The 23,192-nt window shown below is 70.1% G+C and carries 21 protein-coding genes; 5 read left to right on the plus strand and 16 right to left on the minus strand.

Translation table 11 applies throughout. The features are described from left to right. Positions 1-147: 147 nt before the first annotated feature. The 3 genes from alr to ACWDUZ_RS31780 form a co-directional block, all read right to left on the minus strand. Positions 148-1,359, minus strand: coding sequence for an alanine racemase (gene alr, locus ACWDUZ_RS31770; protein ID WP_451635257.1), 1,212 nt, complete (start codon positions 1,357-1,359; stop codon positions 148-150). Between the two features lie 66 nt (positions 1,360-1,425). Beyond that, on the minus strand, positions 1,426-2,886 hold the full coding sequence (locus ACWDUZ_RS31775; protein WP_451635258.1) for an NAD(P)H-hydrate dehydratase: 1,461 nt from the start codon (positions 2,884-2,886) through the stop codon (positions 1,426-1,428). A gap of 53 nt (positions 2,887-2,939) precedes the next feature. Next, positions 2,940-3,311: a holo-ACP synthase gene (locus ACWDUZ_RS31780; protein WP_451635259.1), complete on the minus strand. Its 372-nt coding sequence runs from the start codon at positions 3,309-3,311 to the stop codon at positions 2,940-2,942. Positions 3,312-3,381: 70 nt separating this feature from the next. On the opposite strand from ACWDUZ_RS31780, the gene ACWDUZ_RS31785 reads away from it, so the two are divergent. Continuing rightward, positions 3,382-3,924 carry an MOSC domain-containing protein gene (locus tag ACWDUZ_RS31785; protein ID WP_451635260.1) on the plus strand — a complete coding sequence of 181 codons (543 nt, stop codon included), beginning with the start codon at positions 3,382-3,384 and terminating at the stop codon, positions 3,922-3,924. A gap of 21 nt (positions 3,925-3,945) precedes the next feature. Here the strand turns inward: ACWDUZ_RS31785 and glmS are convergent, their stop codons facing one another. The 6 genes from glmS to ACWDUZ_RS31815 all read right to left on the minus strand — a co-directional run bounded on the left by glmS (position 3,946) and on the right by ACWDUZ_RS31815 (position 13,472). Next, positions 3,946-5,793 carry a glutamine--fructose-6-phosphate transaminase (isomerizing) gene (gene glmS / locus ACWDUZ_RS31790; RefSeq protein WP_451635261.1) on the minus strand — a complete coding sequence of 616 codons (1,848 nt, stop codon included), beginning with the start codon at positions 5,791-5,793 and terminating at the stop codon, positions 3,946-3,948. A gap of 110 nt (positions 5,794-5,903) precedes the next feature. Then, positions 5,904-6,698 (minus strand): hypothetical protein, encoded by a 795-nt coding sequence (locus tag ACWDUZ_RS31795; RefSeq protein WP_451635262.1) that lies wholly within the window; start codon positions 6,696-6,698, stop codon positions 5,904-5,906. Between the two features lie 206 nt (positions 6,699-6,904). Beyond that, on the minus strand, positions 6,905-7,126 hold the full coding sequence (locus tag ACWDUZ_RS31800) for a hypothetical protein (protein WP_451635263.1): 222 nt from the start codon (positions 7,124-7,126) through the stop codon (positions 6,905-6,907). 474 nt (positions 7,127-7,600) lie between these two features. Further along, positions 7,601-8,158, minus strand: a complete 558-nt coding sequence (locus ACWDUZ_RS31805) for an Imm1 family immunity protein (protein WP_451635264.1) — start codon at positions 8,156-8,158, stop codon at positions 7,601-7,603. Positions 8,159-8,400: 242 nt separating this feature from the next. Next, positions 8,401-8,955 carry an SMI1/KNR4 family protein gene (locus ACWDUZ_RS31810; RefSeq protein ID WP_451635265.1) on the minus strand — a complete coding sequence of 185 codons (555 nt, stop codon included), beginning with the start codon at positions 8,953-8,955 and terminating at the stop codon, positions 8,401-8,403. After that, the gene (locus ACWDUZ_RS31815) at positions 8,952-13,472 is read right to left on the minus strand and encodes a ricin-type beta-trefoil lectin domain protein (RefSeq protein ID WP_451635266.1); all 4,521 of its coding nucleotides are present in this window, start codon (positions 13,470-13,472) and stop codon (positions 8,952-8,954) included. The genes ACWDUZ_RS31810 and ACWDUZ_RS31815 overlap by 4 nt, the downstream gene beginning before the upstream one ends. Here ACWDUZ_RS31815 and ACWDUZ_RS31820 point away from each other — a divergent pair. From ACWDUZ_RS31820 to ACWDUZ_RS31830, 3 genes are all read left to right on the plus strand, one after another. Then, complete coding sequence (locus ACWDUZ_RS31820) at positions 13,453-13,896, plus strand: hypothetical protein (RefSeq protein ID WP_451635267.1); 444 nt, start codon at positions 13,453-13,455, stop codon at positions 13,894-13,896. The genes ACWDUZ_RS31815 and ACWDUZ_RS31820 overlap by 20 nt on opposite strands. A gap of 98 nt (positions 13,897-13,994) precedes the next feature. Further along, positions 13,995-14,963: a type I pantothenate kinase gene (coaA, locus tag ACWDUZ_RS31825; protein WP_451635275.1), complete on the plus strand. Its 969-nt coding sequence runs from the start codon at positions 13,995-13,997 to the stop codon at positions 14,961-14,963. A gap of 16 nt (positions 14,964-14,979) precedes the next feature. Continuing rightward, positions 14,980-15,930: a DUF389 domain-containing protein gene (locus ACWDUZ_RS31830; RefSeq protein ID WP_451635268.1), complete on the plus strand. Its 951-nt coding sequence runs from the start codon at positions 14,980-14,982 to the stop codon at positions 15,928-15,930. Here the strand turns inward: ACWDUZ_RS31830 and glmM are convergent. The 3 genes from glmM to rplM form a co-directional block, all read right to left on the minus strand. Continuing rightward, the gene (glmM, locus tag ACWDUZ_RS31835) at positions 15,927-17,285 is read right to left on the minus strand and encodes a phosphoglucosamine mutase (RefSeq protein ID WP_451635269.1); all 1,359 of its coding nucleotides are present in this window, start codon (positions 17,283-17,285) and stop codon (positions 15,927-15,929) included. The two genes, ACWDUZ_RS31830 and glmM, sit on opposite strands and share 4 nt — an antisense overlap. Before the next feature lie 171 nt (positions 17,286-17,456). After that, complete coding sequence (rpsI, locus tag ACWDUZ_RS31840; protein WP_093905249.1) at positions 17,457-17,969, minus strand: 30S ribosomal protein S9; 513 nt, start codon at positions 17,967-17,969, stop codon at positions 17,457-17,459. A gap of 42 nt (positions 17,970-18,011) precedes the next feature. Beyond that, a complete protein-coding gene (gene rplM, locus ACWDUZ_RS31845; RefSeq protein WP_030173943.1) occupies positions 18,012-18,455 on the minus strand; it encodes a 50S ribosomal protein L13 in 444 nt (147 codons plus the stop codon). Positions 18,456-18,914: 459 nt separating this feature from the next. On the opposite strand from rplM, the gene ACWDUZ_RS31850 reads away from it, so the two are divergent. Next, on the plus strand, positions 18,915-19,799 hold the full coding sequence (locus tag ACWDUZ_RS31850; RefSeq protein WP_451635270.1) for a hypothetical protein: 885 nt from the start codon (positions 18,915-18,917) through the stop codon (positions 19,797-19,799). A gap of 62 nt (positions 19,800-19,861) precedes the next feature. Here ACWDUZ_RS31850 and ACWDUZ_RS31855 read toward each other — a convergent pair whose 3' ends face one another. From ACWDUZ_RS31855 to ACWDUZ_RS31870, 4 genes are all read right to left on the minus strand, one after another. Further along, the gene (locus ACWDUZ_RS31855) at positions 19,862-21,145 is read right to left on the minus strand and encodes a UDP-glucose dehydrogenase family protein (protein WP_451635271.1); all 1,284 of its coding nucleotides are present in this window, start codon (positions 21,143-21,145) and stop codon (positions 19,862-19,864) included. 64 nt (positions 21,146-21,209) lie between these two features. Beyond that, positions 21,210-22,064, minus strand: coding sequence for a tRNA pseudouridine(38-40) synthase TruA (gene truA, locus ACWDUZ_RS31860; protein WP_451635272.1), 855 nt, complete (start codon positions 22,062-22,064; stop codon positions 21,210-21,212). A 92-nt stretch (positions 22,065-22,156) separates the two neighbouring features. After that, positions 22,157-22,651: a 50S ribosomal protein L17 gene (gene rplQ, locus ACWDUZ_RS31865; protein WP_389828140.1), complete on the minus strand. Its 495-nt coding sequence runs from the start codon at positions 22,649-22,651 to the stop codon at positions 22,157-22,159. A 128-nt stretch (positions 22,652-22,779) separates the two neighbouring features. Further along, on the minus strand, positions 22,780-23,192 hold a 413-nt coding region (locus ACWDUZ_RS31870; protein WP_282573325.1), incomplete at its 5' end, for a DNA-directed RNA polymerase subunit alpha C-terminal domain-containing protein.

Here is a 23,192-nt window from a genome sequence, read left to right on the forward strand (position 1 = left end):
TCCCGCGCCTGTCCGCGCCGTACCGGCGCCCCGCGCGCCTTGTGCCGTGCCGCTGCTCTCGCGACGGCCACGTCTGCACCGTACTGGCGTTCGGGTACACGGCGGGGCCGGATCACCGCCTCGCCCAGTGCCCTTGGGACTGTCCCCCTACGCGCCGCGCTCCACTTCCGCTTCCCGCCCCCGCTCCGGTTCTTCTTCCTCGTTCACATGGACGCGGGGAACGCGCGTTCCGATGCGCGTGACGATCTCGTACGCGATCGTGCCTGCGGCCTGCGCCCAGTCCTCGGCGGTGGGTTCACCGCGGTCGCCGGGGCCGAAGAGCACGGCTTCCGTTCCCACCTCGGGTTCGTCGCCGCCCAGGTCGACCACGAACTGGTCCATGGCGACCCGGCCCGCCACCGTACGCCACTTGCCGCCGACCAGGACCGGCCCGGTGCCGGAGGCATGGCGCGGGATGCCGTCCGCGTAGCCGACGGGCACGAGCCCGAGGGTGGTCTCCCCCGGAGTCACGTAGTGGTGGCCGTAGCTGACGCCGTGCCCTCCCGGTACATGCTTCACCAGGGCCAGCGAGGCGGACAGTGTCATCACCGGGCGCAGCCCGAAGTCGGCCGGGGAGCCGAGTTCCGGGCTGGGCGAGATGCCGTACAGGGCGATCCCCGCCCGGACGAGGTCGAAGTGGGCCTCGGGCAGAGTGAGCGCGGCCGGCGAGTTGGCGATGTGCCGCACCTCGGGGCGCGCGCCCTGCCGCTCGGCGTGCGCGACCATCTCGCGGAAGCGGTCGAGCTGGGCGGTGATGGAGGGGTGGCCCGGCTCGTCGGCGCAGGCGAAGTGGGACCAGAGTCCGGCGACGCGGACCAGCCCGTCGGCCTCGGCACGCAGGGCCTCGGCGACCAGTTCGGTCCAGTCGTCGGGCTGGCAGCCGCCGCGCCCGAGCCCGGTGTCGGCCTTCAGGTGCACGCGGGCGGGCCGGCCGGCGGCCCGAGCCGCCTCCCGGACCTCCGCCAGGGCCCACATCCCGCTCACGGACACGTCCACATCCGCCTCGACGGCCTCCCGCCAGGGCCCGCCGGGCGTCCACAGCCAGCACAGGATCCTCACCCGGTCGGGTGACAGTCCGGCCGCGCGCAGGGCCAGGGCCTCCCCGGGCGTGGCGGTGCCGAGCCAGGTCGCCCCGGCGGAGACGGCGGCACGGGCGCACGGCACCGCACCGTGGCCGTAGGCGTCGGACTTGACCACGGCCATCAGGGCCGCGCCGGGCGCCCGCTCGCGCAGCGCCCGGACGTTGGCCCGCACGGCGGCCAGGTCGATCTCGGCGCGGGCGCGCAGCGCTGCCGTCCGCGGGTGTGCTGTCTCGTTCATCGCGCCCCAGTGTCTCAGAGGGCCCGGACGGCCCCACAGCACCGGCGCTGCCGGAAGGCCCCGCCGCTACCGCCGCCCTGCCGCCGGGCGTGTCCGCCGCACGTCGCGCCAGGCCCGAGGCAGGGTGTCGGACACGTCGTGGGCGCCGATCGGCGCGCCCTTCGCGGCCAGACGGCCGGCCAGGCCGTGCAGGTAGGCCGCCACACTGCCCGCGTCGCGGGCGGACAGGCCGGCCGCGAGCAGGGACCCGCCGAGCCCGGACAGGACGTCGCCGCTGCCGGCCGTGGCCAGCCACGGGGTGCCGGTCGGGTTGACCCGTACCGGACCGCCGCCCGGGTCGACGACCAGCGTGGTCGAACCCTTGAGCAGGACGGTCGCGCTGTAGCGGGCGGCGAGTTCCCGGGCGGCGGCCAGCCGGGCCCCCTCCACCTCCTCCCGCGCCACACCGAGCAGCGCGGCGGCCTCGCCCGCGTGCGGGGTCATCAGGGTCGGCGCGGTACGGGCCCGTACGGCCTCCCGGTCCGCCAGGCGCAGGCCGTCCGCGTCCAGCAGGACCGGGACGGCCGCGTCCAGCACCTCCGAGACGGTCGCCACGTCGTCCCCCGCGCCCGGCCCCACCACCCAGGCCTGCACCCGCCCGGCCTTGTGCGGCCCCTGGTCGGACACCAGGGTCTCGGGAAAGCGGGCGATCACCGCGGGCCCGGCGGGCCCGACGTACCGCACGGCCCCCGCGCCGCCGCGCAGCGCGCCCGACACCGCGAGCACGGCGGCACCGGGGTAGCGGGCCGAGCCGGCCGCGATGCCGACGACGCCCCGGCGGTACTTGTCGCTCTCGGCGGACGGCCGGGGCAGCAGGGCGGCCACGTCCGCGTGCTGGAGGGCCTCCAGTTCCGGCTCGGCGGGCAGTTCGGGGCCCAGGCCGATGTCGACGAGACGGACCGTGCCGGCGTGCTCGCGGGCCGGGTCGACCAGCAGTCCCGGCTTGTGGGTGCCGAAGGTGACGGTCAGGTCGGCACGGACCGCGGCTCCCCGGACCTCACCGCTGTCCGCCTCCACCCCGCTGGGCAGGTCCACGGCGACGACGACGGCGCCGGAGCGCGCCGCGCGCTCGGCCAGCGGTGCGGCGTCGGGACGCAGGCCGCCCTTGCCGCCGATGCCGACGATCCCGTCGATCACCAGGTCGGCCCGGTCGATCAGCCGGTCGGCCGCGTCCGGCCGGGCGACCGTGCCGCCCGCGCGGCGCAGCGCCGAGAGGCCTCCCGGGTGGGTGCGGTCGGGGGCGAGCAGCACGGCGGCGACCCCGGCGCCGCGGCGGGCCAGCCGGGCCCCGGCGTACAGGGCGTCACCCCCGTTGTCGCCGCTGCCGACGAGGAGGACCACCCGGCGGCCGTAGACGCCTGCGAGCAGGTCCGCCGAGGCGGCGGCGAGTCCGGCGGCGGCACGCTGCATGAGGGCGCCGTCCGGGAGCCGCGCCATGAGCGCACGCTCGGCTGTCCTGACCGTCTCGACGCTGTACGCGGTACGCATGTGACCGAGTCTGCCCCGCGTAGGCCCGACATCGCACGGGAACCGGAAGCCCGTCACCCCTCGGCGATCACCATCGCCGAGGCGACACCCGCGTCATGGCTGAGCGAGAGGTGCCATGCACGCACCCCGAGTTCCGCCGCGCGGGCCGCGACCGAGCCCTTCACCCGCAGCCGCGGGCGTCCGCTGTCCTCGACGTAGACCTCCGCGTCCGTCCACAGCAGCCCGGCCGGCGCGCCGAGGGCCTTGGCCAGCGCCTCCTTCGCGGCGAACCGCGCGGCCAGCGAGGCCATGCCCCGGCGCTCGCCGTTCGGCAGCAGCAACTCGTCCGCCACGAACAGTCGCTTGGCCAGGTTGGGCGTCCGCTCCAGCGACTCCGCGAACCGGTCGATCTCGGCGACATCGATGCCGACCCCGATGATGCTCATGCCGAGCACCCTACGGTCGCGTCGTAGGCTGCCGAGAGGTGGCTCCGGCTGAAGAGGGGGATGCGAAGTCATGGGCGCGACAGTGACCGCGGTCAGCAGCAACGCCGAGTACTCGTTCACCAAGCCGAACCGGGACAGCATCACGCTGCTCGCCGGCCTCGGTGTCGAGGGGGACGTCCACGCCGGTGTGACGGTCAAGCACCGCTCGCGGGTCGTGCAGGACCCCACCCAGCCGAACCTGCGCCAGGTCCACCTCATCCACGAGGAGCTCTTCGCCGAGGTCGCGGGAGCCGGATTCCAGGTGGCCCCCGGCCGGCTGGGCGAGAACATCACCACCCGCGGCATCGACCTGCTCGGCCTGCCCGTCGGCACCCTGCTGCGCATCGGCGCCGAAGCGGTGCTGGAGGTGACCGGCCTGCGCAACCCCTGCGTGCAGATCGACCGCTTCCAGGACGGGCTGCTGAAGCAGGTCGTCGGCCGCGACGCGGACGGGAACCTCGTGCGCAAGGCCGGGATCATGAGCATCGTCCGGGAGGGCGGCGTGGTGCGCCCCGGTGACGCGATCGAGGCGGAACTGCCGGCGGGGCCGCACCGTCCGCTGGACCGGGTATGACCCCTCCGGCCGCCCCGGCGCTCACTCCACCGTGACCGACTTCGCCAGGTTGCGGGGCTGGTCGACCTCGTTGCCGCGGGCCGTGGCCAGTTCGCAGGCGAACACCTGCAAGGGCACCGTGGCGACGAGGGGCTGAAGGAGGGTCGGGGTCACCGGGATGCGGATCAGATGGTCCGCGTACGGGACGACGGCCTCGTCACCCTCCTCCGCGATCACGATCGTGCGGGCGCCACGGGCGCGGATCTCCTGGATGTTGGAGACGATCTTGTCGTGCAGCACGGACCGGCCACGCGGCGACGGCACCACCACGACCACCGGCAGATCCTGGTCGATGAGGGCGATCGGCCCGTGCTTCAGCTCGCCCGCCGCGAAGCCCTCGGCGTGCATGTACGCCAACTCCTTGAGCTTCAGGGCGCCTTCGAGAGCGACCGGATACCCGACGTGCCGGCCCAGGAACAGCACCGTGTTCTTGCCGGCGAGGGAGCGGGCCAGTTCCCGCACCGGCTCCATCGTCTCCAGGACCCGCTCGACCGCCCCGCCGATCTGCGACAGGTCGCGGATCACGGCCCGGATCTCGTCGCCCCACTTGGTGCCCCGCACCTGACCCAGGTACAGCGCCACCAGGTAGCACGCCACCAACTGGGTCAGGAACGCCTTGGTGGAGGCGACCGCGACCTCCGGGCCCGCGTGCGTGTACAGCACCGCGTCCGACTCGCGCGGGATCGTCGAACCGTTGGTGTTGCAGATGGCCAGCACCTTCGATCCCTGCTCGCGGGCGTGGCGCAGCGCCATCAGGGTGTCCATCGTCTCGCCCGACTGGGAAATGGCGATCACCAGCGTCTGCGCGTCCAGGATCGGGTCCCGGTAGCGGAACTCGCTGGCCAGCTCCACCTCGCAGGGGATCCGGGTCCAGTGCTCGATGGCGTACTTGGCGATCAGGCCGGCGTGGAAGGCCGTACCGCAGGCGACGATGACGACCTTGTCCATCTCGCGCAGTTCGGAGGCGGAGATGCGCACCTCGTCCAGCGTCAGGTTCCCGGCCCCGTCGATACGGCCCAGCAGCGTGTCGGCGACCGCCTTGGGCTGCTCGGCGATCTCCTTGAGCATGAAGTAGTCGTAGCCGCCCTTCTCGGCGGCCGCGGCGTCCCAGTCGACGTTGTAGGAGCGGACCTCGGCGGGCTGCCCGTCGAACCCGGTGACGGTGACCCCGTCCCGGCGCAGCTCCACCACCTGGTCCTGCCCCAGCTCGATCGCGGAGCGGGTGTGCGCGATGAACGCGGCGACGTCCGAGGCGAGGAAGGCCTCGCCTTCCCCGACCCCCACCACCAGCGGCGAGTTGCGGCGGGCGCCGACGACCACGTCGGGCGCGTCGGCGTGCACCGCGACCAGGGTGAACGCGCCCTCCAGCCGTCGGCACACCAGCCGCATGGCCTCGGCGAGGTCGGCGGTCGCGGAGAACTCCTCGGCGAGCAGATGGGCGACGACCTCGGTGTCGGTCTCGGAGGACAGCTCGTGCCCGCGCTCCTGGAGCTCCGCCCGCAGGGCCGCGAAGTTCTCGATGATCCCGTTGTGGACGACGGCGACGCGACCGGCGTTGTCGAGATGCGGATGGGCGTTCACGTCCGTCGGAGCCCCGTGGGTGGCCCACCGGGTGTGCCCGATGCCGGTCGACCCGCTCGGCAGCGGCCGTTCGACCAGCTCCTTCTCCAGGTTGACCAGCTTCCCGGCCCGCTTCGCCGCCGCCAGCCCGCCGTCCGCGAGCACGGCGACACCGGCCGAGTCGTAACCCCGGTACTCCAGCCGCTTCAGCCCGGCCATCACGACCTCGAGCGCCGACTGCGACCCCACGTATCCCACGATTCCGCACATGCGCCGCAGCCTACGGCCCGTCAGCCGCCGAAACCCGCCTCTTCATGCCCGAAATCGGAAATTCCCACCGGGGTACGAACGCCCCGGCGGGAATCACGGCCGATGTCACATCACTTCAGCTTGGCGAGCTGCGCATCGACGATCTCGGTGGGAAAGACGAAGTCCTTGCCGGCGGCGGCCGCGCCGAGGTTGAGTGCGGGGAAGTAGGCGAGGGTGGCACCCTTGCGGACGACGACACCCTTCACGGGGGCCGTGAGGTCCTTGTCGATCTGCCCCATCGTGGTCACGGCCAGCGCCTCGTCGCCACCCTGCGGCGCGGTGGTCTTCTCCACCTTCAGGTTCTCGTTCTTCTCGCCGCCCACGGTGAAGGTGAAGCCGCCGGCGCAGGACGTGGCCGCCGTGTTCAGGTCCTTCATCGCCTGCTCGGCGCCACCGTTCTCGTAGGAGGCCAGCGTCACAAGAACCTGCGGCGCGTCCATGCCGGCGAGGAACTTCTCCTCGTCGGTGGCACCCGCGGCGGGCTTCTTCGGGTCGCCCCTCCACTCCCGCTTCACCGTGGCCGCCGGCTTGCCGACGTAGGAACCGGCCTGGAGGTAGGCGAGCGGTGCGCAGGCCGCCTTGTCCGTCGTCACCTTCTCCTGAACGACGTTGTCCGCCGCCGGCACCTTCTCGACGACCTTCCCGCTCTTGACGTCCGCCTGCGTGAGCGCGGCCTTCTCCAGCTCGGCGGCGGTCAGCGGCTTGGCAACAGCGGGCGCGGCGGAGGCCGTCTTGTCGGCCTGCGCGGTCGCGCTGCTGGCCCCCTTGTCCCCGTCATCGGAGGAACCGCCACAGGCAGTGGCGAACAGGGCGAGAGCGGCGGCGGACGCAACGAGGGCCATCCGACGCACCACGGTGGTTCTCACGAAAGGAGGCTCTTTCTCTTCAGACTGCGGAATATCTCCGCAACACTTTGCGCACACTTTACGCACAGCGGTGACACAGATGATCTCCGGTCACCATCCGGTACTTGACCGTGATTCCGACGTGATGTGTGGGGTCGTCAGGTGCCCGCGAGCATCGCTGCACGCCCCCGGCCGAGTGCCCGCAGGCGCTCGACCGGCGCTGCCCCTCAGAACGCCTTCGCTTCCAAGTGGTACGTCGTGTCGACCCAGAAGCCGCTCGTGGACTCGGCCTTGATCTCCAGTACGTACTGGCCGGGCGCCAGCGGCATCACGCCACCCCAGACACCCCAGGCGAGCCGGCGGGTCAGCCCTATCCGAAACGGTGCCGAGAACTCCTGCAAGGACAGAGGAACACCGTTGAGCGATGCCGTGGCCTGGGCAACCGTCAAGGACAGAGGAACCTTCGAGTGGAACCTGGCGTGCTGCACGTTCAGCACGGGAAAAAGCGGCGCCGATCCGAGGGCACAGCACAGCGCCGCACCACACGACCGCCGTAGGTCCCAGCGAGGAACCAGAGGTCGGCCGGCTGGTTCCACGCGGCGTTCTCACCTGTCGTGTCACGCACGGGGCTGAGATCGTCCGGTGCCGAAAGAGCCCACCTCCCACCACCGCCCCGCGAGCACCCCACCCTCCTGGTCACCCAGCGTGAACGGATCACAGGCTTGACAGCCCTACGCCCCACGCCGCCCTTGACCCACCTGCTCCCGCCCCCCGCATGCCGCACGAGGGAACTCATCGAAATCAAGAACCCACTCGGCCACCCTGCGCCGCCCTCGTCCGCTGACGTTGCCGTCAAACACCCCCAGAAGCTCCCGCTGGAACGAAATCCAGCGGGGCTTTCTGCGTACTCAGGGTGCCTGAACCTACAAAAGGCTGCCCCAGTCGATGTCCGGGTCTTCCACAAAGTCCACCATGGGCGGCCGGTCATCGCGCTGTCCATTCACGCCGCCGGAAACCCAGCCGACGCACTCGGGCCGCTCGCCCGTGTCGATCCGAACGAATTCCTCCACCGCAGCCCGAACCCGAGCGATCGGAAGAGTGCTGGCCGGATCGTGAAACAACGGATAACCCGGATCGGACACGACACGTGGGTCGACGTCCGGGACTTCGGAATTGTCGGACACCCAGACGGAGTCCCATACGCCTCCGGCACGAGGGAACCTCTGGTCGGCGAACCAGACGAGAGCCCCGTAACCCGTTCGCCGATTCACTGCGACACGCACATTACTCGCTGGCACCGCGCCCTCGTCGCCGCACGGCCCGTCGGCGAGGCAGAACCAGGCGTCCTCCCCGGGGAAATAGCGACTCTCGCTTTCCTCTTCCCCGCGCAGACCGGACATCACCTCGTCAATGATTCGTGTTCTCTCTTCCTCGGTTTCGGCGTGATGCCACTCACCCCTGAAAGAAACACTCAGAATCATAATCAGTCACTCTCACTGTCAGGGCGTCGAGCCCGCTCTGACAGCGGGAGGTTCTGCACGATACCTGCGGCGTCCCGGAACCAAACGGTCAGCGTCGACCCTTCGATGAAGGGTCGCCCTCACTGTCAACACTCTCGACGAACACAAATAGTTTCCTGCGTAGCGCGCATCGGCCTGGTTCGCCCCGTCGGACACCATGTTCGACGCTGGATGAGGTGCAAGCAGATTCTCACATGCCACCCCTACGACAGGGCCAACCCGTCGTATCGCGTGAAAGAATTCCCAAAGTTGGCAAAGGTCGTAGAGATCAGCTCTGTTTGGAGTTGCCCTCGCACCCACGCGGTCAGAAATTCACTGCACGACATGTCAAAGACTTCCCAGTCCCCGTCAAGATCCTGAACGGCAATGGGCCACTTGTCGGCATCTTCTTCCTCATGAGCGGCCCACCAGTAGATATACTCCCCATCCCCGGTAGCCGCCCAGACAATAAGCCTGTCACGATGCGCATCGAGCCATGAAGGTACGTCCTCACCGGCATCCCACAAAATCCGCAGCGCACCTTCACGCTCGGCCACTCCAGTCACCAAATCATAGGGCCGACCATCACACCGAGGGGCATAAATCCAGATATGGCGATCGAAACTACCTCCGCCGAAATTCTCGATCAGCTCACGGTAGTCGGAGGGTAGCCGGGACCCAACCTGTTCGACCACGCCCTCCCAATCCACCTCGAATCTGCTCACTGGATAGAGGACGCCTGCCCATTGCGCCAGTTGTGATACCGTCAAATCGATCACCGCTTTCGATTGACAATCGATACGTCCAACGCAAATCCACGGTTCCCTCGCGCAGACAATGTTACACCAAGGGGTAGCGGGTCACTTCCCGAATATATGGGTGTCGCTCTGTACAAGACATCTTCTCCATCTCGGACTGCATTACGAACCTGGAGTTCGAACCCACGCATTACTGGCGAGTTTGCATAGGAATGCATAGTCACGAAGTTTCGCGGATCCTTGTTCGAGCCTCCCAGCATCGCTGCAAGGAGGTGCGCCCGATTGTATCCTTGACCGGATTCCCATCCCGCAGGGTCGACAGCTGGATTGGTTTTCCCGCCAATATTGTCCTTGGTGAGCAAAGCTTCGACCCCAGTCGCTCGCCCGTGCTCATCCAATTCCCCATAGTCAGGGGTGTCGCAATTGTGGACGAGGACTGGCGCCGGGCCCGCCAGCACATAGTACGTGTGCAGATCGCTGACGGTGAGGTTGCGGACGGTGGCCTTCTGGGCCGCCCACCGTTCGATCGCCGTGATCTGGACGTAGGTGCCGGCGCTGGTGCGGAGCCATTCGCCCGATCTGAGGTCGGTGGCCTTGACCCAGGCGTGCAGGGACTGGATCCAGATGGGGTGGCCGTCGGTCGCGGTGACCGTGGCCGTCTTGGTGCCCTTGTCGCCGTCGGTGTCGATGATGACCTTGACCAGGTGCTTGACGCCCTCGCCCTTGATCTCGGCGGTGACCGTCTCGACGGCCGTCTCACCGGTCTCGGGGTCGGTCGCGACGACCTTGTCGCCGTTCCTCACGTCCTCGATGGGCTTGGTGGTGCCGTCAGCCATCAGGACCAGGGTTCCGGGGACGAAGCTGTTGCACTTGCCCTTGCCGAGCTTGCTTCGGGCCTTCTGGTATCCCGTCTTGACCGTCTCGCGCGCCTTGGCCGCCGCCTTCTTGGCTTTCTGGACGGCATTGCCCGTCTTTTTGGCGGCCGCCTTCGCTGCTCTGGTCGCCGCCTCCTTGGCCTTCTTCTTGGCCAGTTGGGCTGCCTTCTTCGCCGCGGCCTCCGCTGCGGCCTTGGCCTTGGCGGCCATCGCGGCGGCCTTCTTTGCCATCTCGATCAGTTTGCGGGCCTTTGCCTGGGCCTTGCGCCAGGCGTTGATGGCGCCGGCGACCTTGCCCGCAAGCCGCAGCACCTTTCCGCCCTGCGTGAAAATCTTGCCGACAGGAAGGAACGACAGGAAGAGACTGCCGCAGGACCACAGGTCGCCACGCGAGAAGCAGCCCTGCATGTCGTCGAGGCCGATGCCCATCTTCAACAGTTCCAAGCCGTAGGACAGGATGATGTCCGTCATCGACGTGTGCACCTGCTTGTTCGCCCACGCGATCTCAGAGTTCGAGGGCCCCCCGAAGTCCTGCGGCTCGTACCCCGAGGACAGTCCCGTCGGGTCGGAGTACGTCACCGGGTTGTTCTCGCAGTAGACGTAGCCGTTCATCTGGACCGGGTCCGCCAGGTCCAGCACCGGGTCCGGGGAGATGAAGCGGCCCGTGGACGGGTCGTACTCCCGCGCGCCCAGGTGAACCAGGCCGCCGGCCGTGTCGTCGTCGCCACCGACGTAGCCGTGGTGCGAGCGCCACTCGTCCGACTGGGTGCGCCGCACACCGAACGGGTCCGTGCGCGAGAACTGGACCTCGTTCCCGGCCGCCAGCGACACGTCCGCGTACGCCGTGCCGTTCTGGTCGGTGATCTGGACGTGCAGGGTCGACTTGCCGGCGTTCTGCGCGTGCCGCATCACTGTCGGCGCGCCCGGCTGGGAGTAGTAGCGCTCGGTGTAGGACGGCGTGCCGTTCGCCGTCGTCGCCACCGTCGCATCGTCCAGGTACAGATCGTTCTCCGACGCGCTGAGCGCCATCAGGCGTTCGCCGTCGGGGCCGTAGACGTACGTCGTCTCCTTCGCCGGGGCCCACACCTGGGAGTCGGAGTTGTTGCAGGTGGAGAGCTGGAGGTCCTTGCCGTTGGTGGAGTCGCCGCCCGGGTCGGTCAGGCACTTGCCCGACGCGGCGTGCTTGAGCGTGCCGGTCGCGGTCGCCGTCCACTTCTGGTTGGCCGCACCCGTGCAATCCGCCAGGACCACCGCCGTACCGTCGGCCGTGCCACCGCCCGACGGCATCACGCACTTGCCGAGGCTCTTCAGCGCGCCGGTGGACGGGTTGGCCGGGTCGGTGGAGTCGATGCGGTACTTCTGCGCCTTGGTGCCGTTACAGTCGTAGATCTGCACCGGAGTGCCGACCACCGACGAACCGGACTGAGCGTCCACGCACTTGCCCGTGGGCGTGTTCACGAACGCGCCCTGGCCCTCCTCACCGAAGCCGGTGATCTTCTCGACCTGCCCGTCCCAGGTCCAGGAGAGGGCCTGCTCGTCGCCTCCGGTGGTCCGGGTCTTGGCGTTGCCCGTCTGGTCGTACGTCAGCGTCGACGCCTCGGTGATCTGCTGGCCGGAGTCGCCTGTGTACGTGTGCGACATGCCGGTCAGAGTGTGCGGCTGGGTGCCGTCCGCCTTGCCGTACGTGTAGGTGGTTGTGGCGTCCTTGGACGGGTCCAGGACCGTCTTGCCGTCCACCAGCTCCATGTGGTGCTCGACGAGCTTCTTGCGGTTGCCCAGGTCGTCGTATTCGTACGACTTGTGGTAGCCGTCGCCACGCTGGCCGATCGTCACCGTGGTCGGCGTGCCGTCCGTGTTGGTGGCGCAGGCCGGGTCGTGCGTCGTCCAGGCGCGGGTGAGCTGGCCGATCACGTCGTAGGCGTAGCACTGCCGGTCCGTGATCGAGTCGACAGTGTCCTCGATCTTGGTGACGTTGCCGGCGTTGTCGTAACCGTACGTGCGGGAGTTGACGCGGTGGCCGGAGACAGTCGTCGTGTCGGTGATCGACTCGCGGTCGACGATGGACTGGGTGAGGGCGCCCGTGCGCTCGTCGAACAGGTTCGTCGTCCGCACCCGGCCCGGGTGCTCGCCGCTGACCGTGCGCAGGACCTCGCCGTAGGGGCTGTAGGTGGTCTCCGCCGTGTACCAGTCCAGGCCGGAGGTGGAGACAGGCAGGTCGTCCTCGTTGTAGCGGGTGATGACCTTCTCGGCGTCCAGCGAGCCCGCCTTCGGGACGGTGACCGACTTCAGCAGGCCGCCGTCGGTGTACTCGTAGGAGTACGTGTACATCTCCGCCAGGCCGTACTTCTGCGCGATCAGCGGCGGCAGCGTGATCTGCTTGCCCGTGGGCTGGTAGTCGTCGTTGTAGCCGATGATCTTCGCGGTGTACGGCAGGCCGTCGGTGTAACGCGTCGACGTCGAGGGCAGACCGGCACCGCCGATCAGCTCGTCGTAGGTGTTCTTCGTCAGCAGGGCGCCGGTGGAGGAGTTCAGCCGCTGCTCGGTCGGGCGCGACAGAGCGTCGTAGCCGCTCCAGACGGTCACACCCCGCGCGTCGGTGGCGGTCACCGGGCGGTCGAGGGCGTCGTACGTGGTGGATGTCCTACCCGTGTCCGGGTCACTCGCCGTCAGCTGGCGGCCCCGCGCGTCGTACGTCCAGGACCAGCTGTTGCCCTTGGTGTCCGTCGCTTTGACCTGGTCGCCGCGCGCGTCGAACTCATAGCGCGTGGCGCGGTACGCGGAGCGCAGCTTGTCGGTGAACGTGTCGACACGGGTCGTACGGCCGAGGGCGTCGCTGAAGGAACGCTGTGAGGCGCCGCCCTCCGGCTCGATGACCGTGGAGTAGTCGTAGCCGTACTCGTAGCGTGTGGACTTCTCGGGCCTGACGGTGCCCGCCTCGTACGGGGTCTCGGAGAGCTCGCGGCCCAGGCCGTCGTACGCGTACAGGGTGGAGTTGGGGATGTTGAAGTCGGAGGCGACCTCGAACATCACCGTCTGCGGATCGCCCAATGCGTAGTAGGCGTTGTCGGTCCGCTCGATGGTGCCGTTGGCGCTGTAGTGGACATCAGTGATCAGGCGGCCCTTGCCGACGGCGGGCTCCTGGGTCTGCCGCTCACGGCCGAGACCGTCGTAGAAGACGACCGAGTCCTCGTACGTGCCGTTGTCCTTGAGCGCGGAGGTGACCACGGACACCGGCTCGCCGACAGTGGTGTTGTACGCGAACTTCACCGATGGCTTGTCCGACGTCGACTGGGACGGCTTCCAACCCGCCGTGGTACGGCCCAGCGCGTCGTAGGCGTACTTGGTCACGCGGCCGTTGGCGTCGGTCTCGGCGAGCGTGGTGCCACGGCCGGGCTCGACCGTGGAGACCTCCTGGTGGCCGAGCGCGTTGGTGGTCGTGATCGAGTGGACCTGGCCGGTGGACGGGTCGTAGGTGGTGGTGTCCTTGTTGCCCGCCGCGTCGGTCGTGGTCTTGGTGCGGCCGTAGGAGTCGTAGGTGAGGGCGGCGCTCTGCGTCCAGCCGCCGCCGCTGCCGCTGACGTCCCAGGTGGTGGTGGCCAGGCCGCCGATGGGGGCGTCGCCGAAGGCGCCGCCGTCGTAGGCCATGCGCGAGCCGGGGTACACCGGCGGCGCCTTCGACCAGGCCGTCCGGCTCACATCCGCCCCGTGGGCCGCACGTGACATCGTCACGGTGGGCGACATCAGCGGTGACGGCGTGGCGGACCTCGTCTACCGCAACGACGCCTCCGGCCAACTGCTCCTACGCACGGGTATCGCGTCCGGTTCCGGTGGCGTCAGCCTCACCTCGCTTGCGATCGCGGCCAACTCCGCCACCGGCTCCGACACCGTCTACGGAACCGGCGGCTGGTCGAGCGCCGGCATGCCGCTGCTCCTGGGAACACCCGACGCGACCGGCGACGGCATCCCCGACTTCTGGGCGGCCGCCAGTGACGGTGTGCTCTACCTCTACCCGGGCGGCCGTACCGCCCACGGCACGAGGTACCTCGTCGGGGAGAGCGGCTGGACGACCCTGAAGACGCTCGGCTGACCGAGCTGCGGGTCATGCGGGGGCGGGCGTGACACACCCCACCCCCCACCCCGCCCCGACTCCGTTAACAATGGACTGTGATCTCTCCGGTCCCCTCGATGCCCCGGAGCGCCCACCGGTCCCGGCCGGAGGCGACTCCCTACGTCGACCTCACCCGAGCCGAGTGGAGCGCGCTGCGCGACAAGACGCCGCTGCCGCTCACCGCCGAGGAGGTCGAGCGGCTGCGCGGCCTCGGTGACGTCATCGACCTCGACGAGGTGCGCGACATCTACCTGCCGCTGTCCCGGCTGCTCAACCTCTACGTCGGTGCCACGGACGGGCTGCGCGGCGCGCTGAACACCTTCCTCGGCGAGCAGGGCTCCCAGTCCGGCACCCCCTTCGTCATCGGGGTGGCCGGGTCGGTGGCCGTCGGGAAGTCGACCGTCGCGCGCCTGCTCCAGGCGCTGCTCTCCCGCTGGCCCGAGCACCCCCGGGTCGAACTGGTCACCACCGACGGTTTCCTGCTGCCCACCCGCGAACTCCAGGCGCGCGGCCTGATGTCCCGCAAGGGGTTCCCGGAGTCGTACGACCGCCGGGCGCTGACCCGGTTCGTCGCCGACATCAAGGCCGGGAAGGGGGAGGTGACGGCCCCCGTCTACTCCCACCTGATCTACGACATCGTCCCCGACGAGAAGCTCACCGTCCGCCGGCCGGACATTCTCATCGTCGAGGGCCTGAACGTGCTTCAGCCCGCGCTGCCCGGCACGGACGGCCGCACCAGGGTCGGTCTCGCCGACTACTTCGACTTCAGCGTGTACGTCGACGCCCGCACCGAGGACATCGAGCAGTGGTACCTCAACCGGTTCCGCAAGCTGCGCGGGACCGCCTTCCAGGACCCGTCCTCGTACTTCCGCAGGTACACCCAGGTGTCGGAGGACGAGGCGCTCGACTATGCCCGCACCATGTGGCGGACGATCAACAAGCCCAACCTGGTGGAGAACATCGCACCCACCCGGGGCCGCGCCACGCTGGTGCTGCGCAAGGGCCCGGACCACAAGGTGCAGCGGCTGAGCCTGCGCAAGTTGTGACCTCTACGCTTCCGTCATGCTGCATCTGCGACTGATCACGCCCGCCGAGCGCACCGACGACGCCGTGCGGCTGATCGAGAAGACGGTGGGCGCCGCACACCTCGTCGTGCTGCCGGGTGCGGCCCGCAACCCGGCCGGTGACGTGGTGATGTGCGACATCGCACGCGAGGCGGGTGACGAACTGCTCGCCGGACTGCGGCAGCTGGGGATCGACCGGACCGGTTCGATCGCCGTGGAGAGCATCGAACTGTCGCTGTCCGAGCGGGCCGAGAAGGCCGAGGAGGAGGCGCCGGGCGAGGGCGCGGACGCGGTGCTGTGGGAGCACCTGGCGGACGAGACGCAGGAGGAGTCGACGCTGTCGGTCACCTATCTGGCGTTCATCACGCTCGCCACCATGATCGCGGCCTGCGGTGTGCTGCTGGACAACGCGATCCTGATCGTGGGTGCCATGGCCGTCGGCCCGGAGTTCGGGCCGCTGGCCGGTCTGAGCACCGCACTGGTGCGATGGGCCCCACGGCCGGCGCTGCGGTCGCTGACCGCGCTGCTGGCGGGCTTCGCGCTGGCGATGGCGGTGACGGTGGGGTTCAGCGTCTTCATGGACACCGTCGGGCTGTTCAGCGAGAGCAAGCTGGAGGCCCCGCGGCCCAGCACCGGCTTCGTCTACGCCCCCGACGCGTTCTCCTTCGTCGTGGCGGTCCTCGCCGGAACCGCCGGCACGCTCTCGCTGACCTCCGCCAAGTCCGGTGTCCTGGTCGGCGTCGCCATCTCGGTGACCACCGTCCCGGCCGCCGCGAACGCGGCCGTGGCGCTCGCCTACGGCGACACCCGGCAGACCTGGGGTTCCACCGAACAACTGCTGCTGAACCTGCTCGGCATCGTGCTGGCCGGCGCGCTCACGCTGCTCGCCCAGAAGTGGTTCTGGGCCAAGCGGCGTGAGCGCGCCGGCCGCGCCTCGCAACTCGTCTAGCCGAGCGCCGACTTCACCGCGTCGGCCAGCCGGCCGGCCACCGAGCGGGCCTGGTCGATGTCGGCGGCCTCGACCATGACGCGGACCAGCGGCTCGGTGCCCGAGGGACGCAGCAGCACGCGGCCGGTCTCGCCCAGCTCGCGCTCGGCCTCGGTGACCGCGGCGGCCAGGTCCGCGGAGGTCTTCACCCGGGACTTGTCCACGTCGGGGACGTTGATCAGGATCTGGGGCAGCCGCTCCATGACCGCGGCCAGGTCGCGCAGCGTACGGCCGGTCTCGGCGACGCGGGCCGCCAGCAGCAGGCCGGTCAGCGTGCCGTCGCCGGTGGTGGCGTGGTCGAGGATGATGACGTGGCCGGACTGCTCGCCGCCCAGGGCGAAGTCCTTGTCCTTCATCTCCTCCAGGACGTAGCGGTCGCCGACGGCGGTCTGCACGAGGTGGATGCCCTCGCGCTCCATGGCCAGCTTGAAGCCCAGGTTGGACATTACGGTCGCGACGACGGTGTCGGAGCGCAGTGCGGAACGCTCCCGCATCGCCAGCGCGAGCACGGCCAGGATCTGGTCGCCGTCGACCTCCTCGCCGGTGTGGTCCACGGCCAGGCAGCGGTCGGCGTCGCCGTCGTGCGCGATGCCCAGCTGGGCGCCGTGCTCGACGACGGCGGCCTTGAGCCGGTCCAGGTGCGTGGAGCCGCAGCCGTCGTTGATGTTCAGGCCGTCGGGCTCCGCGCCGATGGTGACGACCTCGGCTCCGGCCCGGGCGAAGGCCTCCGGGGAGACCCGGCAGGCAGCGCCGTGCGCCTCGTCCAGCACGATCCTCAGCCCGTCGAGCCGGTTGGGCAGAACGCCGAGGAGGTGGGAGACGTACTGGTCGAAGCCCTCGTCGTAGTCGCGTACGCGGCCCACGCCCGAGCCGGTCGGACGGTCCCAGGGCGCCCCGGTGCGGTGCTCCTCGTAGACCTTCTCGATCCGGTCCTCCAGCTCGTCGGCGAGCTTGTGGCCGCCGCGGGCGAAGAACTTGATGCCGTTGTCGGGCATGGCGTTGTGGCTGGCCGAGAGCATCACGCCGAGGTCGGCGCCGAGCGCGCCGGTCAGATACGCCACGGCGGGTGTCGGCAGCACGCCGACGCGCAGCACGTCCACGCCCGCGCTCGCCAGCCCGGCGACCACGGCGGCCTCCAGGAACTCCCCGGAGGCGCGCGGGTCCCGGCCGACCACGGCCTTGGGACGGTGGCCCGCGAAGGTGCCCGCCTCGGCCAGCACGTGTGCCGCGGCGACGGAGAGGCCGAGCGCCATCTCGGCGGTCAGGTCCGCGTTGGCGACGCCACGCACGCCGTCCGTGCCGAAGAGTCGTCCCACTTGTCCTCCTGATGAAGCGTCATTTCCTGAAGGCCCTGGGCATCCGATCACATCAGCCGGTCAGCACCTTGTGCCGTTATACGCCCAAGTCCTGCGATATACGAACGCCCCGACGGCACAGTGGCGTGCCGCCGGGGCGTTCGGAGTAGGCCTGTCCGCAGGCAGCCGGGATCAGCGCTTGCTGTACTGCGGCGCCTTGCGGGCCTTCTTCAGACCGGCCTTCTTGCGCTCGACCGCACGGTCGTCGCGCTTGAGGAAGCCGGCCTTCTTGAGCGGGCCGCGGTTGTTGTCGACGTCGGCCTCGTTCAGGGCGCGGGCGACACCGAGACGCAGGGCACCGGCCTGGCCGGAGACGCCGCCGCCGGCGATGCGGGCGATGACGTCGTAACGGCCCTCGAGCTCCAGCACCTTGAAGGGCTCGTTGACTTCCTGCTGGTGCACCTTGTTCGGGAAGTAGTCCTCGAGGGTGCGACCGTTGATCTTCCACTTGCCGGAGCCCGGAACGATCCGGACGCGGGCAATGGCGTTCTTGCGGCGGCCCAGGCCGGCGGCGGGCTGGGGCTCACCGAAGCGCGAGGCGAGGGACTCGGAGGTGTACTCACCCTCCACCGGAACCTCGGACTCGGTGGTGTAGCTGTCGATGTCAAGCTCTTCGAGCGGCTGCTCGGCAGTGGTCTCGGCCACGATTCTCCTCAGATTCTCTTCAGTCTTAGGGGGTGGCCGGACTTACTGCGCGACCTGGGTGATCTCGAACGGCACCGGCTGCTGGGCGCCGTGCGGGTGCTGGTCACCCTTGTAGACCTTCAGCTTCGAGAGCATCTGACGGCCCAGGGAGTTCTTGGGGAGCATGCCCTTGACGGCCTTCTCGATGGCCTTCTCGGGGTTCTTGTCGAGCAGCTCGTCGTAACGGACGGAGCGCAGACCACCCGGGTAGCCGGAGTGGCGGTACGCCATCTTCTGGGTCCGCTTGTTGCCGGAGAGGTGCACCTTGTCGGCGTTGATGATGATGACGAAGTCACCAGCGTCGACGTGCGGCGCGTAGATCGGCTTGTGCTTGCCCCGCAGAAGGGTGGCGGCGGTGGACGCCAGGCGGCCCAGGACGACGTCCTGGGCGTCAATGACGTGCCACTGGCGCGTGATGTCGCCGGGCTTGGGGCTGTACGTACGCACGGTTCGTAGCCTTCGCTTCTTCAGTGAGTGGTCCTGACAAGGTCACCGAAGACGATCACGACAGCCCTGACCGCACCGCGGTGACGCAAACCGCGTGCTGGTCGCTGGTCATCGGCCCGGTGGACCGGTGTAAGGGCCGGGTCCGTGAGAAGAGCCAAGCCAATACACAACGAACATGCAGGATACCTGCGGCGCCATTCCCGGGTCAAAACGAGGTCGGCGGTGCAGGTCCTGCGTGTCCCCGGCCATTGTACGGCGCGCAGCCCCCGGGGTCCGACACCCGCGGGCGAGGCTGACGGCGGCCCCCTGCCGCCCGCGCCCGCGGGCGGCTTCGCGGCGGTCCGCGGACCGGCTCGGCGGGCGCCCGCGCTCCGCTTTGTACCGGCGTGCCCCGAACCTGCCCCGGGGCGTGCCGCGGGCGGCGTCTGCACCCCGCGGCACCCGTCTAAGATGCGCCCCATGAGTTATGGGCAGGGGGGCTCGCAGTCCCAGTGGGATCCCTGGAAACCACATTCTCAGCAGTCGTCGTGGAACAGCGGGGGCGACAGCCAGACCCCGGACTGGGCGGCGCTCGCCGAGGCGTCCGAGACACGCAACAAACGGCGGCGACTGCTGTTCGTCGGCGGTGGCGTGCTGGCCACCGTCGGCGTGGGCGCGGCCGTCGCCATGGCGGTGATGTCCGCCAACAGCGACGACGACGCCTCGGGGAACCCGGCCTCCCAACTGCCCGCCACCGCCGCGCTGCCGAGCGGCTCGGCCACGGCTCCCTCCTTCGCGCCGACCAGCGCCCCGCCTCCGCTGGACCCCAAGGACTTCATATCCAGCGCGCAGAAGGACACCGCCCCGCTCGGCGCGAACACCCTCTTCCCCGGCGCCCGGCTGACCATGGGCGAGAACGTGTACAAGAAGGGCCCCACGGCCGACACCAAGAGCTGTGCCACGGCCGTCCAGGGCACACTCGGCAAGGTCCTCACCGCCAACGGCTGCACCCGCCTGATCCGCGCGACCTACACCAAGGACGGCGTCGCGGCCACCGTCGGCGTCGCCGTCTTCGACACCGAGGCCCAGGCCCTCAAGGCCAAGGGCCAGGCCGACAAGAAGAGCATCGTCAAGCCGCTGACCGGCGGCGGCGTCAAGGCCTTCTGCAACGGCGCGGTCTGCCGCTCGACCACCAACTCCTTCGGCCGCTATGCCTACTTCACCCTCGCCGGCTTCCCCAGCGGCAAGGACGTGACGGACAAGGACACCAAGGTGTTCCGCACCGGCGACGACCTCGCCGCCTTCGCGTTCCAGCAGATCCGCGGGCGCGGCGTGGCCCAGGCCTCGGCGGCGGCCGAACGCTAGGACACCGAAGCACCACCGCGGACCGCCAGGGCCCGGCCGACAGCCCCGGCCGGGACCCCGGGTCAGGACACCCCCAGCGCACGGAACCGCCAGCCCGCCGCCGTCCAGCGGTCCGGGTCGAGGACGCCCCGGCCGTCCACCACGCGCGGCCTGGACACCAGCCGCGCCGCCCACCGCGGGTCGATCTCCCGGAACCGCGGCCACTCGGTCAGCAGCAGCACCAGTTCCGCCCCGCGCAGCGCCTCCGGCACGGAGAGCGCGTAGCCGAGCAGCGGGAACGCCTTGCGCGCGTTGTCCAGCGCCTCGGGGTCGTACACCGTGACGTCGGCGCCGTCGAGACCGAGGCGCGCGGCCACGTTCAGTGCGGGCGAGTCGCGGACGTCGTCCGAGTCCGGCTTGAAGGCGGCGCCCAGCACCGCCACCCGCGCCCCGAGGACGCTGCCCCCGCACAGCTCGCGGGCCAGCGCCACCGTCCGGTCCCGGCGCCGCATGTTGATCGCGTCCACCGCGTGCAGGAACCCCAGGTCCACGCCCAGTTCGGCGGCGCGGTGGGCGAAGGCCCGGATGTCCTTGGGCAGGCAGCCGCCGCCGAACCCGACGCCGGCCCGCAGATACGCCCGCCCGATCCGGCCGTCGTACCCCAGCGCCTCGGCCAGCCTGCGCACGTCACCGCCCGCGGCCTCGCAGACCTCGGCCATCGCGTTGCCGAAGGAGATCTTGGTGGCGAGGAAGGAGTTCGCGGCCGTCTTGGCCAGTTCGGCGGTGGCGAAGTCGGTGACGACGAGCGGTGTCCCGGTGGCGAGCACGGGAGCGTAGACGTGGCGCAGCAGCCGCTCCGCGCGCCCGGTGCGCACCCCGAACACCAGCCGGTCCGGCCGCAGGGTGTCCTCGACGGCGAAGCCCTCGCGCAGGAACTCCGGATTCCACGCGATCTCGGCGCCGTGCTCCCCGGCCAGCCGGGTCGCGGTGCCGACCGGCACGGTGGACTTGCCCACCAGCAGGGCGCCCTTGCGCGCGTGCCGGGCGATCCCCGCGAACGCCGACTCCACACAGCTCAGGTCCGCGCCGTCGCAGTCCCTGCGCTGCGGGGTGCCCACACACACGAAGTGCACCTGCCCGAAGGCACCGGCCTCCTCGTAGGAGGTCGTGAACCGCAGCCGTCCGCTCGCCGTGTGCCGGGCCAGCAGTGCGGACAGCCCCGGCTCGTGGAACGGCGCCCGGCCCGCGCGCAGCGCCGCGATCTTGCCGGCGTCGACGTCGACGCCGACCACCTCGTGTCCCAGCTCCGCCATGCAGGCGGCGTGCGTGGCACCCAGATAACCGGTGCCGATGACGGTGAGCCGCATGGGCCCCGAGTTCCCGCCGGATCGCAACCGTACCGTGACACTACGTGAGCGCAGCCCCGGGGCGTCAGCAGCAGCCGGACGACGGCAGCGACCGCTTGTTGCGGGCCTCGCGGCTGCGCGCCGCCAGCAGTTCGTCGGCCGGGTAGCCGACCTCCTCCAGGGTCAGCCCGTGCGGCCGTACGACGTGCACGGCGGAGTCGCGTACGCCCGCGGCCAGCACCTTGCCCGGCCAGTCGGGCGGACGGTGGCCGTCGCCGACGAACAGCAGCGCCCCGATCAGTGAGCGCACCATGTTGTGGCAGAAGGCGTCGGCGCGGACCGTCGCGGTGATGATCCCGTCGTCGCCGCGGACCAGGCTCAGCTCCTGGAGCGTACGGATGGTGGTCGCGCCCTCGCGCTTCTTGCAGTACGCCGCGAAGTCGTGCTCGCCGACCAGCCGCCGGGCGGCCTCGTTCATGGCGTCCACGTCGAGCGGCCAGTCGTGCCACAGCACATGGCCCCGCAGCAGCGGGTCCACCCCGCCGGGGTTGTCGGTGACACGGTAGGCGTAGCGGCGCCAGACCGCGGAGAAGCGGGCGTTGAATCCGCTCGGCGCGGGCCTGAGCGCCCACACGCGCACGTCTTTGGGCAGCCGCCCGGCGAGTCGCTTCAGCAGCTTCTCGTGGTGCTCGCGCCAGACCTGCTCGGGCAGGTCCACGTGCGCCACCTGGCCGCGGGCGTGCACCCCGGCGTCGGTGCGTCCGGCGACGGTCAGCTCGTAGGTCTGCCCGGACCGCGTGACCGTGCGCAGCGCGTCCTCGATCTCCCCCTGCACGGTCCGCTTGCCGCCGGCCTGCTTGGCCCAGCCGTGGAAGCCGGCGCCGTCGTAGGACAGGTCGAGGCGGATACGGACATGGCCGGGCTGTACTTCGTCACTCACGTGCAGATCCTCTCAGGGCCGCCGGCTCCTCCGGTACGCGAAAGCGGGCCCGCCCCGAAGGGCGAACCCGCTGTCCAGCGTCAGGCAGAGCCTCAGGCCTCCTTCGACTCCTCGGCAGCGGCCTCCTCGGCCGGCGCCTCGGTGGTCTCGGCGGCCTTGGCCTCGTCGGCCTCCTTGACCGCGCGCTTGGTGGCGGCCTCGGCCTCACCCACGGCCTTCTGCTGCACCGTCAGCGCCTCGACCAGCTCGATGACGGCCATGGGCGCGTTGTCGCCACGGCGGTTACCGATCTTGGTGATGCGCGTGTAGCCACCCGGACGGTTCTCGTACCGCGGGCCGATCTCGGTGAAGAGCGTGTGGACGACGCCCTTGTCCGTGATGACCTGGAGCACCTGACGGCGGTTGTGAAGGTCGCCCTTCTTCGCCTTGGTGATCAGACGCTCGGCGTACGGGCGCAGCCGACGGGCCTTCGCCTCGGTGGTGGTGATACGGCCGTGCTCGAACAGCGACTTCGCGAGGTTCGCGAGGAGCAGCTTCTCGTGCGCGGCGCTGCCGCCCAGACGGGCACCCTTGGTGGGCTTCGGCATGGTTCTTCTCCTGTGTGTCTGCCCCGGCCGTGTCAGGTACCGGGGTCAGTATCCGAGCAGGCGGTCGCCTGTCGGAGATCCGGGGGTCTCGGCGAGACCCCCGGAGGGGGAACACGCTCAGTACCGGATCAGTACTGCTCGGTCTCCACGAAACCCGCGTCCGCGTCGTCGTCGGCGCCGAAGGCGTCGGCGGCGGCGGTCGGGTCGAATCCGGGCGGGCTGTCCTTCAGGGCCAGGCCCATGCCGGCCAGCTTCGCCTTGACCTCGTCGATGGACTTCGCACCGAAGTTGCGGATGTCCAGGAGGTCGGCCTCGGAGCGTGCGACGAGCTCACCCACGGAGTGGATGCCCTCGCGCTTGAGGCAGTTGTAGGAGCGGACGGTGAGCTCCAGCTCCTCGATCGGCAGCGCGAGGTCGGCGGCCAGGGCGGCGTCCGTGGGGGACGGGCCCATGTCGATGCCCTCGGCGTCGATGTTCAGCTCGCGGGCGAGACCGAACAGCTCGACCAGGGTCTTGCCGGCCGACGCCATGGCGTCACGGG

The organism is Streptomyces sp. NPDC003393, assembly GCF_053589015.1.

What these genes read in the sequence shown, in the direction of transcription:
- ACWDUZ_RS31775 (WP_451635258.1), bottom strand. Translation starts at nt 2,886, where the DNA reads ATGCGTACCGCGTACAGCGTCGAGACGGTCAGGACAGCCGAGCGTGCG.
- ACWDUZ_RS31805 (WP_451635264.1), bottom strand. Translation starts at nt 8,158, where the DNA reads ATGATTCTGAGTGTTTCTTTCAGGGGTGAGTGGCATCACGCCGAAACC.
- coaA (WP_451635275.1), top strand. Translation starts at nt 13,995, where the DNA reads ATGCCCCGGAGCGCCCACCGGTCCCGGCCGGAGGCGACTCCCTACGTC.
- glmS (WP_451635261.1), bottom strand. Translation starts at nt 5,793, where the DNA reads ATGTGCGGAATCGTGGGATACGTGGGGTCGCAGTCGGCGCTCGAGGTC.
- ACWDUZ_RS31850 (WP_451635270.1), top strand. Translation starts at nt 18,915, where the DNA reads ATGAGTTATGGGCAGGGGGGCTCGCAGTCCCAGTGGGATCCCTGGAAA.
- ACWDUZ_RS31780 (WP_451635259.1), bottom strand. Translation starts at nt 3,311, where the DNA reads ATGAGCATCATCGGGGTCGGCATCGATGTCGCCGAGATCGACCGGTTC.
- ACWDUZ_RS31855 (WP_451635271.1), bottom strand. Translation starts at nt 21,145, where the DNA reads ATGCGGCTCACCGTCATCGGCACCGGTTATCTGGGTGCCACGCACGCC.
- ACWDUZ_RS31830 (WP_451635268.1), top strand. Translation starts at nt 14,980, where the DNA reads ATGCTGCATCTGCGACTGATCACGCCCGCCGAGCGCACCGACGACGCC.
- ACWDUZ_RS31820 (WP_451635267.1), top strand. Translation starts at nt 13,453, where the DNA reads ATGCGCGAGCCGGGGTACACCGGCGGCGCCTTCGACCAGGCCGTCCGG.
- rplQ (WP_389828140.1), bottom strand. Translation starts at nt 22,651, where the DNA reads ATGCCGAAGCCCACCAAGGGTGCCCGTCTGGGCGGCAGCGCCGCGCAC.
- alr (WP_451635257.1), bottom strand. Translation starts at nt 1,359, where the DNA reads ATGAACGAGACAGCACACCCGCGGACGGCAGCGCTGCGCGCCCGCGCC.
- ACWDUZ_RS31785 (WP_451635260.1), top strand. Translation starts at nt 3,382, where the DNA reads ATGGGCGCGACAGTGACCGCGGTCAGCAGCAACGCCGAGTACTCGTTC.